The sequence below is a fragment of the Deinococcus fonticola genome, from assembly GCF_004634215.1.
GTDB lineage: Bacteria > Deinococcota > Deinococci > Deinococcales > Deinococcaceae > Deinococcus > Deinococcus fonticola.
Map to the genome: position 1 here is coordinate 1 of NZ_SMMH01000059.1, position 10,492 is coordinate 10,492.

The window sequence follows — 10,492 nt, forward strand, 5'->3', positions numbered from 1 at the left end:
TCGAGCTTGAATTCGCGGCTGTGTAGTCGTCCGGGCATGGTCGGTCTCCCTCCATCTGTTGATCAGCCTACGGGCTGACCGGGGCGACATGCCTTGCTCCTCTGTCCGCGTTTTGGGGTTCACTCCATGTCAATGGTGTGGCGGGAAGTGGGAAGACCGCCATCGCCTACCACCGCATTCCAACCTTGCTGCACCAGGATCGAGCCGACAGTAAAGGACTGGAAGAACGCAAAATCGCGGTGTTCGTCCCCAACCCTTTTCTACTGAGCTATCTCAGGCAACTCCTGCCCAAATTCGGTGTTGGTGACGTGTTTCAGACCACCTTCGAGGACTGGGCCAAGCGCGTGGTCAACCGTGGACGCCGTCAGATCAACCAGCTCACGGATGAAACGGCGAGTGTCATCTTTAACCCGAAAAGCACGGCAGTGGAGAGGAAGGCGGCCTGGGCGAGGGCCAAACTGCGCGGGCTGCCGGAGATGCAGAACGTCCTGCGTCACCTGATAGCAGAGCATGTCCGCGCCGCACTGACTGACCTTCAACTTGAACTCCCAAGGCCCGTTGCTAAAGTTCCAGAAAAGGAACTTGATGCTGACATGCCCGGCGAATCAGAGGAACCCGTCGAGGTGGCTCCCCCACTTCCCATTCCGTTCGCTGTCTCGCTTGCCTCCCTCCGGGAGAAGATTGAAGAATGGCAGAATTACCCAACCCAGCCGGGCTGGTCGAGGCTGAACGCCGAACTTAAGGCCCAGTTGCGCCGACTGGCCTACACCGATCTGCCAGAAGCACTCAATAAGCTGGCTGAACAGGAACGTATAGAGGCGCATGTCTGGAACGAAGAGTTGGAGAAACTCCAAGAGGAGCTGATGGGCCTCCCTGACAGTATTTTCAAAGAGGCCAGCGCCTGGGAAACTTATTTGACTCTTGTCGCCAATAGACGAAATGTCGAGCAGGCCGTCGCCAGGGTGTTCAGTGGCAAAGCATTGAATAACGCCGTGAATGCCCTTCACCGAACCCCCAGACCGCCTAAGAAAGACGAGTTAACTGTGTTTGAACCGACTGACGTAACAGAGTTGCCGCTAGTACTGGCGCTCAAACTCATCCTGGAAGGTGTGCGGCCCCATGATGCGGCCCTGCGTGACCGTTTTGGGAACGGCGGTCAATTTCAGTACCTCATTGTTGATGAGGGACAAGACCTTTCCCCTCTGCAATACGCCCTTTTGCGGCGGTACGCGAAACCAGGCCATGCCGCTGTCTTTGGTGACTTACGGCAAGGCATCCACCGTTACCGGGGGATTGAGAGCTGGGATGTCGTCATTGAAGCGTTAGGGACGGGGACAGAGCAGGTGGAGGAACTGACGCAAACTTTCCGAACCACCCAAGAAATCACGAACCTGAGCAATTTCGTGCTGGATGAAGTCATGCCCACAGCCCTGAAGGCGGAGGCCGTTCCTCGCCCTGGCCCGCCCGTTCACTTCGTCCGGTACAGTCAGGAACAGGCTCTGGTGCCGCTGCTGACCCACGAGGTCAGGCGTTTACAAGGGGAGGGGGCGAGGAACATCGGCCTGATTACGCGCTCCCCAGGCGAGGCCGCCGCACTTTACCAGCGGATCAGACACGCTGGAGCGAGCACCTTCAAAGTGGACAATCGCACCCAGAACTTCGAGGATTACAAGGGGGGGATTGCCATTGTCCCTATCGGGGTCGCCAAGGGTCTGGAGTTCGATGCCGCGATAGTCTTGAATGCGGATAAAGAACACTTCAGCCCCGACACGCCGTATGACGGTTCGCTTCTCTATACCTCGGTAACTCGCGGGCTACATCACCTCACCATCTTCGCCAGGGGAGAGTTCACACCGCTCCTGGGGCAGGTTCCTTCTGCTGTCCCTGGCAAGTGTGGGATCAGTGGCCTTGAAATCAGTGCTGGTGGCTTTCACCTTCCCCCGGCTTACACCATGGGCCGGGCCAGGCAGAAAGGCCAGGAGCGAGGGCCAGGGGCCAATCAGCACGAGCATGTCAGGACTTACGATGGTCGGTTTGAATCGACCCCCAGTTATGAGGGCGACGGCTCACGTGACAATGCATGGTATGACCGCTAAAGGACAACTTGAATGACCGACACGACTAAACCCGAAACGCTGTTGAGCGTTGACCACTACGAATTCAAACCCAACCCCATCAAGGGTTACCCGGAACTGTGGTGGCGCGGCAAACGGCCCTTTACCAGCACCCGCTTCTACCCCGCCCAGCATAAGGAAACGCACGGTAAAAGTGTCGAGGGGCCGGATGGAAAGGAATGGCGCAACAGGATTTTCTGGGGCGATAACCTTCAGGTGATGAGCCACCTGCTGAAGGAATTCCGAGGCAAAATTGATTTAATCTACGTTGATCCGCCTTTTGATAGCAGGGCTGAATACGGTAAAAAGATACAAGCAAAAGGCAAGTTTGCTGTTGGAAATAGCAGTGCGTTTGAAGAAAAACAATACTCTGATATTTGGAGCAATGATGAGTACTTGCAGTTTATTTTTGAACGACTAGTTATATCCAGAGAACTTTTGAAATCTCGTGGTTTTATATTTCTCCACTGTGATTATCATAAATCCCATTATATTAAGACAATGATGGATCAAATTTTTGGTATCGAAAATTTTCGCAACGAAATTACTTGGGTAAGATCGACTAACCCTAAAGGTTCACAGCATAAATCGAAGGGGCTTGATGTTTTCACGGATTCTATTTTACTCTATTCTAATAGTGATTCTGCCGAACTGTTTCAAGAAAGAATTCGAGTACCACTCAACGAAGAAGAGTTAGAAGAGAAATATTTTCGAATTGATGAAAAGGGAAAATATTACGACGGGCCCATCGTAAGTTCTATCACGATGGGCGAAAGGCCAAATCTCGTTTATGAATATGGTGGTTATATCCCTCCCGCTTCTGGCTGGCGCGTAAGCCGTGAGAAGTTAGAAGTCATTGACAGAAATGGCAACCTGGGATGGACTAGGAATGGCACGCCCTTTAGAAAATTAAGACCGGAGGACGATAAAGGACGGCCCATTGGAAACTTTTGGAATGATATTTCTCTTATTAATTCACAATCGAATGAAAGGGTTGGCTATCCGACTCAGAAGCCTATTGCCCTGCTAGAAAGGATCATCACTTTAGCCAGTGAGCCACATGCTATTGTTTTGGACTTTTTTATGGGGTCGGGTACGGCTCAGGCTGCCGCGATGAAACTGGGACGCCGATTCATTGGGGCCGACATTAACCTGGGAGCGGTTCAGACCACCACCAAGCGCCTGTTGAAAGTTGCTGAAGACCTCTCCAAGCAGCAACCTAAGCTCGGTGAGGACGCCCCCACCTACTACACCGGGTTCGAGATTTACAACGTGAACAACTACGACGTGTTCCGTAACCCTGTGCAGGCCAGGGAACTGCTGATTGACGCGCTGGAGATCAATAAGTTCCCGGCTGGAAACCTGTTCGACGGCGAGAAGGACGGGCGGCTGGTGAAGATCATGCCCGTGAACCGCATCGCCACCCGCGCTGACCTGAGTGACCTGATTTCCGGGTTCGATTACGCGGAGTTCGGGCGGCGCAAGCTGGAGCACCCCTCCAGGGCCGTCGAGAAGATTCAACTGGTCTGCATGGGCCACGAGCCGGACTTGAAGGCTCAGCTCCAGAAGGAAGTGGGCGATTACAAGCTGGACATCGAGGTGGTGGACATCCTGCGTGACCGCCAGGACTTGCAGTTCAAACGCGACAGTGAAGCGGAAATCGTCATCGAGGACGGCCACCTGGTCATCAAGCAGTTCTATCCCCTCAACCTCATGCAGAAACTCAGCTTGCAGCAGGAGAACGTCACCGACTGGCGCGAGATGGTGGAGTCCGTGATGATCGACTGGAATTACGACGGGGCAATCATCACGGAGCCGCAGGTGGACATTCCCGACAGGAACGGCCTGGTCAAAGGCCGCTACAAAGTACCGGAGGGCGCGAGCAACATCCGTGTGAAGATCACCGATCTGCTGTCCGAGTCGCTGGAACAGGATGTCGCCAATGGCTAGGAAACGTACGGCCACCGAGTCCAAAGAAGTCGCCCTGGACGAGTTTGCCTTCTACAAGGAGTTGCGTTACTTCTACGAGCAGAACCGCAAGCAGATCAGGGCCGAGTACCAGGACTTGAGCAAGAAGTTCCTCGATCACAACGACCCCAGCAAGGGAACCTCATTCCTGCGGACGCCACAGTTCGAGGCGCTGGAAATGTACGTGTTTCTCAAGGAATTCCTGGAGAACCGCCCGCTGCACGAGGTCTTTCAGAACTGGCGTTCCTCTACCGGGCCGTTCGAGGGCCGTGTGTCCGGTCACCTGTTCGATCAGACGGCAGCGTATGACCCGGTGTTCGAGGCGCTTCGCAAGGGCCGTACCAGGTACGCCAACTACATCTTTGCGCTGACCATGGGCACCGGGAAGACCATCCTGATGGCGACCTGCATTTTCTACGAGTTCCTTTTGGCGAACAAGTATCAGCACAGCCCGCTGTACTGCCAGAACGCCCTGGTGTTCGCGCCGGACAAGACCGTGCTCCAGTCCCTTCGTGAAATTCAGACGATGGACATGAGTCTGGTGGTTCCCCCGGCTTACCTGCCCTTCCTGACGGCCAACCTGAAGTTTCATTTTCTGGATGAGGCGGGCATGACGCTGGACACCATGAACAACACGCGCTTCAATATCGTGATCTCGAACACCCAGAAGATCATTCTGAAGCGCGTGGGCAAGGCGGCCACGCCCGCCTCTCAACTGTTCGCGGCCACGCCGGAGCTGCACCAGCCCACCGGATCGGCGTATGACAGTTTTGGTGACCTGTACGGCGATTACGTTCCACCGACGGAAGATGACCTCGCCACCAACCAGCGGTTTCAGAAACTCCAGCTTCTTCCGCAGTTGGGCGTCTACATCGACGAGGCGCACCACGTCTTCGGCACCAAGCTCAAGAACAGCATCACCGCCCTGCGTGCGACCGTAGATGCCCTGGCCGCCAGCCTGGAGGTGAACGGCACGCATCTGGTGGCGTGCTTTAACTACACCGGGACACCTTACGTCGGGAATGAGATTCTGCCAGAAGTGGTGTACGCCTACGGTCTGAAGGAAGCCATCAAGAATGGTTACCTGAAGAAGATCGAGGTCAAAACCTACGAAGGCGTCAAGGAACGGCAGAGCCAGTTTGTGGAGCACGTCTTGGATCAGTTCCTGAAGGCCACGGATGGACTCAGGCCGGAGAACCTGCCCCCCAAGATTGCGTTTTTCGCTCAGACCATCGAGGAACTGAACACCGAACTGCGGCCTCGGCTGGAAGCTGAACTGGATAAGCGTGGCATCACGCGCAGTCAGATTCTGGTCAACGTGGGAGACGACAAGCTCACCAAGAACGAGGACTTGCGCGACTTCTACAACCTGGACGTGCCGGGAACGGCGGGCAGTGAGCGGCGCTTCCTGCTGCTGGTGAACAAGGGCCGCGAAGGATGGAACTGCCGATCCCTCTTCGGGGTGGCGATGTTCCGCGAACCCAAGAGCAAGATTTTCGTGTTGCAGGCGTCCATGCGCTGCCTGCGGGCGATTGGGGACGTGCAGCACACCGGACATATCTACCTGACCGAGAGCAACAAGGCCATCCTGGAAGCCGAGTTGCAGCAGAACTACCGCACGAATACGGGTGAACTGGGAGGCGAGGGCAAATCGGGCCAGCGCGTGAAAGTGCGGCCCGTGCCGCCGCCGCGCACAGTAACCCTCAAACGCATTCAGAAGCGGGTGGAGGTCAAGGAGAAGTCCCTGAAGTCTGGGATGGATTTGGCCCTGGAGAGCGTCGATCTGGAGGGGTACAGGGCGTTCGTGACGACCACCGAGGGCTTACCCACCAAAGGGAGCGCGAAGGGCAAGAGGGAAGAATTGGTGCAGCGCCTGCAGCGGAAGTTCTCGGAGTTGACGCTGGTGGCTGAGATTTCCCGCTATGTGAACCGCAGTCCGCTGGAAATCAGGAAGGCGCTGGCCGAATCGCAGGACGGCCTGCCCGCGACGGTGGAACTGGTCAACCGTCAGAACGAGGTGCTGTACGACCACATCATCCCCCGGCTGTTCGGTGAGCTGTTCGAGTTCAAGACCTTTGAGCATCACGAGGAACATGAATACCTGCTGGTCAAGGAGCCGCCCTTCGGGTTCTATGAGGTCACCGCCAGGGAAGGGCTGTACACGGGCCTGAATGACGCCACGGACGCCCAGAAAGCCAAGAGTTTCCACCTTGACCTGTATTCGTTCGACTCGCAGCCGGAGAAGCAGGTGTTCGCTGACCTGCTGGGGCTAGACGAGGTGAAGAACGTGTACTTCACGGGGATGCTGACGCACGGGCAGAGTGAATTCTTCGTGCAGTACATCGATCCAGAATCCAACACGGTCAGGAGTTACTACCCGGACTTCTTGGTGGAGAAGCATGACGGAAACTTCCTGATTATCGAAGTGAAGGGCGACAACATGGTGGACGACCCGGTGGTGCAGGCTAAGCAGAAGTACGCCGAGCAGGTGGCTGCTGCGAGCAAAATGACCTACCACATGGTCAGGAGTAGCACCGTCAGCAAAGGACGGCACTGGGCTGATCTCGGCTTCCCGCAGTACCAGCGGGCGGAGGAACCGGGGCTGTTTTAGTTCATTTTTCAGTTAAGCCTGCATCCCGCCGATCCGGGGGAGCAGATGAATCCCGGTGGCTGCGTCCACATCTACCGCCAGCGAATCCCCTGGCATCACGTCGTCTGGAAGTTGCTGGCGCGGCCACCATTCGATGCTGGTATCTGGAAGTTGCACCTCGGCGTATTCGCTGTCCAGACTGAGGACTTCCACAATTTCAATCCACTCCACGAAATCCAGTGTAATGCGAGTGATTAAAGTGCTGCCCAAGGAATTCCGGCAGGCCGTCAGTTACACTGGATTGACCCGCTTCCGAGCCGCCCACTTTGCGGGAGGCCATGCAGGGAAGCACCGTCGCCCAATAGTCGGGCGGGCGAGGCATGGGACAGGGCGGCAGGCGGCCCGTAGAACCAAGTGCTGCCCCCCGCACCAACCCTGAGACCTTATTCCCGCTTCCGGCCCGTGTCATGCTCCAGGTTTCGTCAACTCTGTCGCAAGCTTAGAGGTAAGCCCCCAGCGCCACCGCCAGCGCCGAGGGGCTTAACTTGTCCTCGTTCCGAAAGCGCACCAGCGGCAGCCCTGCACTCCTGAACACGACTTCCTTCACCGCGTCCCGGTACTTCTGTTCGGCCCGGTCACGGCTGGGGCCGTCGAGTTCGATGCCCAGCACCGGGCGGTAGTCCTTCACTTCGACCACCAGGAAGTCCACATGCTTGTCCTGAAACTGCGAGTACACCCCGCGCCGCTCCTCACCTTTCGCCGTGATGTAGAACACGTCCTGCAAGCGCACATTGGGGAAAGTGAGATAGCCCGCAGGAAGCGCCCGTTTCAGGGTCTCGTAAAATTCTCCCTCAGCGCACGAGAAAAAGTATTTTTTGGCGGCCACCGGAAGCGCCTGGGGAACGCGGCCCGTCCTTCGGCCTGTTCCCCGGCTCCTGCCTTCGAGAGAGCGCACCAGGGCCAGCCCCGCCACAGCGACCACGAGAATAAGAATGAGCGAGATCAAAGACATGATTTTCCTGTCATGAATTTTAATAGACCTCCTGCGAAAGTCGGTTGATAGGGTTGGCGTGATGCGGGAGAGCCAATACGAGGGTGTACTCACACTGAATCGACGAAAATTCAGGAGGCGCACGGGCGTCTACCCAGAAACATTTCTGAGCATGCTGGAAGCACTCCAGCAGAGAGAATTGAAGAAAAAGCGCTCAGGTCGTCCTGCGGCCCTGAGTTTGGGAGATCAACTGTTGCTGACGCTGGAATTCTGGCGGGAATACCGCACTTTCTTCCACATGGGACAAGCCTGGGGGCTGGATGAAACAACCGTACAACGCACCATTGAGCGCGTTGAAGACGCGCTCCTCGCCAGTGGTCAATTCACCCTCCCCGGCAAGAGGGTTCTCAAAGACGAAACGCAAGTCTGGGCCGCTGTGCTGGTAGACGTGACTGAAATCCCCTGTGAACGACCCCAAAAAAACAGAAGGCATGGTACAGCGGCAAGAAAAAGTGCCACACCTTGAAAGCCCAACTCCTCGTTCACGCCATCACGCACCAGATCATCGGCACCGCGACCGGTCGCGGTGCCACCCATGACTTCACGCTATTCAAACAGTCCAGTGGAGTGCCCCCCGAAAGTCGGACGAATCTGACTAGAGACGAAGGCTCGCCACCAGCCGTAGGCTGGAAAGCGAGGCCCACCCTATGAAAACCCGTCAATTCACCGAAGACCAGATCATCAAACTCCTCCAGGAAGGCAAAAAAGGCGACAAGTCGATTGAAGACCTGTGCCGAGACTTCGGGTGCAGCACGGCGTCGTACTACATCTGGAAGAAGAAATACGGCGACACCAACGTAGACGAAGCCCGCAGGCTTCGTCGCCTGGAGAAGGAGAACGCCCGCCTCCTGCGGATCGTGGGTCAGCAGCGCCTTGAGATTGACGCGATGAAGGACGTGATCGGCAAAAAGCGGTAACGCCCACTCAGAAACGCGCTGTGGTGCAACAACTCATCACGGCGTATATCAGGCCCAACCGGGCCTGTTTTCTGGTGGGCTTTCCCAAATCCTCCTGGCACTACCGACCAAAACCGCAGCAGGACAGCGAACTTCGGCAGCAAATCCACCACCTGGCGCGGCGGTATCCCCGCCGGGGATACCGCTTCATTCACGCCCTGCTCGTCAGGACGGGGGTTAAGATCAACAAGAAAAAAGTCCGGCGACTTTGGCGCGAAGAGGGCTTGACCGTCAAGCGAAAGACATCCAAGAAAATCCGCACTGGCGCATCAATTCCGATGCAGGCCGAGTATCCCAATCACGTCTGGACGTACAATTTCGTCTTTGACCGAACCCTGGACGGAGCGGCCTTGAAAATCCTGACCCTGACCGACGAATTCACCAGACAGTCCCTGGCTCTACGGGTGGCCGAGTCCTTCACCTCCGCAGAGGTGAAGGAGGTGCTGCAAGCGGTCGTTGCCCAGCGTGGTGCACCAGGATTTATCCGCAGCGACAACGGTTCTGAATTTATTGCCCGTGATCTGGGCATCTGGCTGGCTGTCCAGGACATCGGAACCAGGTTCATTGAACCGGGCAAACCCTGGCAGAACGGCTACGCGGAGAGCTTCCACTCCCGTCTGCGCGAGGAATGCTTGAACCGAGAGGTTTTTTACTCCGTACAGCATGCCCAGGTGCTCCTTGACGACTGGCGAAGGTTTTACAACAGCGCCAGGCCGCATTCGTCTCTGGCTTATCTGACCCCGGACGAGTTTGCCCAGCAGGCCAGGGGGCGGCCTGCCGACCCCCTTTGCGGTCACAGCGCCGCAAATGTGGCCGTCATCCCGTCCCCTGGATGAGCATTGATCCGCGTTGTTGTACCCTTGATCGGAGCCGAGTCTCTACTCGAAACCGTCCAACTTTTGGGGCCAGCCCACTTTGTCCTTCTGCCCGTGGCTTTCCAGAGCCAACGCATAGTCACGGATCACCTGACGTTTGTCGTCTGTCAATCTCGCCCCCTGAAATAACTAAAACCGAAATGATGCTCTTGAATTATGGCACAGCCTAAGTAAACTTGCTGGCGTACCTGGAGAGGTCATGAGCTTTACAGAAGCTGAACACAGTCTGCGTAGCGTGTGGAGCAGAGGTAACTCAAATGCAAAAGCAAACCCTGTTGACCATCGGTTTCATCACCCTCAGTTCACTGGCACTTGCCCAGCCCAGTTCGCCCTCCCTAGATCAACTCAAAGGCATTACGCCCCAGAAGGCCATGCAGCTTGCTAACGCCTGGAAAGGCACCGCTGTGAAGAGCTTCGTGACCGACTCAGCCGTGCAATTCACCTTTCCCGATGGGCGGCAGGAGAGTGTTCCGCTGCCCACGAAACAAATGGTGATTGCCATTGCGCCTTACGTGAACCAGACGCACCCTTGCAAGACGCACTTCATGTCCGGTTGCCAGGGTGAACTGGTGAACACGCCCGTGAAGGTGCAGGTCACCAACGCTGCTGGAAAGACGGTTATTAACCGCACGGTGAAGACCCTGCCGAACGGGTTTCTTGAGTTATGGCTGGACAGGAACCAGACCTATAACGTCATGCTGAGCGCCCAGGGCAGGAGCGTGAAAGGGCAGTTGCAGACCCTGAAAGGCAGCGACACCTGCGTCACTACCCTGCGCCTGCAATGAGCTTTACAGAAGCTGAACACCCCGCGCCTAGTACAGCGTTCAATTAATACGGATAGCTTGATAGTGCCGACCAAAGCTGCGACGGGCATCCTGGGTCGAGAATTGCCAATTGATCTTTACCCCCGCTGCATTTCGGGCGCTCACCCAGGATTC

General features: G+C 56.3%; 10 protein-coding genes. 8 read left to right on the forward strand and 2 right to left on the reverse strand.

Annotated features, from left to right (window positions below; all coding sequences use genetic code 11):
• Positions 1 to 185 precede the first annotated feature (185 nt).
• From E5Z01_RS18355 to E5Z01_RS18365, 3 genes are read left to right on the forward strand one after another with little or no spacing between them, the layout of a single operon-like run.
• Positions 186 to 2,096, forward strand: coding sequence for a UvrD-helicase domain-containing protein (locus E5Z01_RS18355; protein WP_135230699.1), 1,911 nt, complete (start codon positions 186 to 188; stop codon positions 2,094 to 2,096).
• A 12-nt stretch (positions 2,097 to 2,108) separates the two neighbouring features.
• On the forward strand, positions 2,109 to 4,064 hold the full coding sequence (locus tag E5Z01_RS18360; RefSeq protein WP_135230700.1) for a site-specific DNA-methyltransferase: 1,956 nt from the start codon (positions 2,109 to 2,111) through the stop codon (positions 4,062 to 4,064).
• Entirely contained in the window at positions 4,057 to 6,693 is a 2,637-nt protein-coding gene (locus E5Z01_RS18365; RefSeq protein WP_135230701.1) for a TnsA endonuclease N-terminal domain-containing protein, read from the forward strand. Before E5Z01_RS18360 ends, E5Z01_RS18365 begins: the two co-directional genes overlap by 8 nt.
• Positions 6,694 to 6,705: 12 nt before the next feature.
• Here the strand turns inward: E5Z01_RS18365 and E5Z01_RS18370 are convergent, their stop codons facing one another.
• On the reverse strand, positions 6,706 to 6,903 hold the full coding sequence (locus tag E5Z01_RS18370) for a hypothetical protein (RefSeq protein WP_135230702.1): 198 nt from the start codon (positions 6,901 to 6,903) through the stop codon (positions 6,706 to 6,708).
• A gap of 268 nt (positions 6,904 to 7,171) precedes the next feature.
• Entirely contained in the window at positions 7,172 to 7,684 is a 513-nt protein-coding gene (locus E5Z01_RS18375; protein ID WP_135230703.1) for a DUF2726 domain-containing protein, read from the reverse strand.
• A 151-nt stretch (positions 7,685 to 7,835) separates the two neighbouring features.
• Between E5Z01_RS18375 and E5Z01_RS18380 the strand changes: the two genes are divergently transcribed.
• The 5 genes from E5Z01_RS18380 to E5Z01_RS18395 all read left to right on the forward strand — a co-directional run bounded on the left by E5Z01_RS18380 (position 7,836) and on the right by E5Z01_RS18395 (position 10,339).
• Positions 7,836 to 8,189 carry a transposase family protein gene (locus E5Z01_RS18380; RefSeq protein WP_240738573.1) on the forward strand — a complete coding sequence of 118 codons (354 nt, stop codon included), beginning with the start codon at positions 7,836 to 7,838 and terminating at the stop codon, positions 8,187 to 8,189.
• Positions 8,186 to 8,374 (forward strand): hypothetical protein, encoded by a 189-nt coding sequence (locus tag E5Z01_RS20420; RefSeq protein ID WP_420810862.1) that lies wholly within the window; start codon positions 8,186 to 8,188, stop codon positions 8,372 to 8,374. Before E5Z01_RS18380 ends, E5Z01_RS20420 begins: the two co-directional genes overlap by 4 nt.
• A complete protein-coding gene (locus E5Z01_RS18385) occupies positions 8,371 to 8,640 on the forward strand; it encodes a transposase (protein WP_119761250.1) in 270 nt (89 codons plus the stop codon). The genes E5Z01_RS20420 and E5Z01_RS18385 overlap by 4 nt, the downstream gene beginning before the upstream one ends.
• Before the next feature lie 20 nt (positions 8,641 to 8,660).
• Positions 8,661 to 9,515 carry an IS3 family transposase gene (locus E5Z01_RS18390; protein WP_135230704.1) on the forward strand — a complete coding sequence of 285 codons (855 nt, stop codon included), beginning with the start codon at positions 8,661 to 8,663 and terminating at the stop codon, positions 9,513 to 9,515.
• Positions 9,516 to 9,811: 296 nt separating this feature from the next.
• On the forward strand, positions 9,812 to 10,339 hold the full coding sequence (locus E5Z01_RS18395) for a CueP family metal-binding protein (RefSeq protein ID WP_135230705.1): 528 nt from the start codon (positions 9,812 to 9,814) through the stop codon (positions 10,337 to 10,339).
• Positions 10,340 to 10,492 lie beyond the last annotated feature (153 nt).

Excerpts from the sequence above, each read along its gene's own strand:
- E5Z01_RS18375 (WP_135230703.1), bottom strand. The coding sequence starts at position 7,684 with ATGTCTTTGATCTCGCTCATTCTTATTCTCGTGGTCGCTGTGGCGGGG.
- E5Z01_RS18385 (WP_119761250.1), top strand. The coding sequence starts at position 8,371 with ATGAAAACCCGTCAATTCACCGAAGACCAGATCATCAAACTCCTCCAG.
- E5Z01_RS18365 (WP_135230701.1), top strand. The coding sequence starts at position 4,057 with ATGGCTAGGAAACGTACGGCCACCGAGTCCAAAGAAGTCGCCCTGGAC.
- E5Z01_RS18360 (WP_135230700.1), top strand. The coding sequence starts at position 2,109 with ATGACCGACACGACTAAACCCGAAACGCTGTTGAGCGTTGACCACTAC.
- E5Z01_RS18395 (WP_135230705.1), top strand. The coding sequence starts at position 9,812 with ATGCAAAAGCAAACCCTGTTGACCATCGGTTTCATCACCCTCAGTTCA.
- E5Z01_RS18380 (WP_240738573.1), top strand. The coding sequence starts at position 7,836 with ATGCTGGAAGCACTCCAGCAGAGAGAATTGAAGAAAAAGCGCTCAGGT.